Consider the following 569-nt stretch of genomic DNA (forward strand, 5'->3'; position numbering starts at 1 on the left):
AGTATGTACAGTGGACGTGGTATTGGCTCTAAATTAATCGATGCAGCTGAACTTCATGCAACTGAAAAAGGGCATGAAAAAATCGCCTTACTTGTTAATTTAGAAAACAAACGCGCTTTTTCACTATATGAAAAACTTGGTTACAAAGAAGATAAAACCGTTATGCTCGTCGGTGAACCGTATGCCCATCTAATAAAACCATTACGGTCATTGGTTTCTATATCTTAAAAGGACAATTCTTTTTTACTTGTTATGTAGAGAAAGAGGCTGCCAAAGGGACAGCCTCTTTTAAATTAATTTTGTATTTAATACATTTCCATCCATCGCCTCATGAAATGTATACGTTATACATCCCCATGGCTTCCTATGGAAAATAGGCGAACCATGCCACCCCATTGCCCTCAGTTCAGTCCCAATCATCGCATTAAAATAACTATGACCTACAAGGGCAATATGCCCTTGTACGAGCGCATAGCGGTGCAACATATTAGCGGCTTGTCTTGCTCTTTCTCGTACTTCCTTATAAGACTCAACCTCTTTACTATAACCAACTATCCATCGTGTACGTC

1 protein-coding gene and 1 pseudogene are annotated in these 569 nt (G+C 39.2%); one reads left to right on the forward strand and one right to left on the reverse strand.

Annotated features, from left to right (window positions below; translation table 11 throughout):
- A partial coding sequence (locus tag AC1DJR_RS32875; RefSeq protein ID WP_477004556.1) for a GNAT family N-acetyltransferase occupies nt 1-228 on the forward strand: 228 nt, incomplete at its 5' end.
- A gap of 60 nt (nt 229-288) precedes the next feature.
- Here AC1DJR_RS32875 and AC1DJR_RS32880 read toward each other — a convergent pair.
- Nucleotides 289-569: pseudogene (locus AC1DJR_RS32880) on the reverse strand (histidine phosphatase family protein); the annotation flags it as partial.

The sequence above is a fragment of the Bacillus sp. 05T31 genome (genome assembly GCF_056396725.1).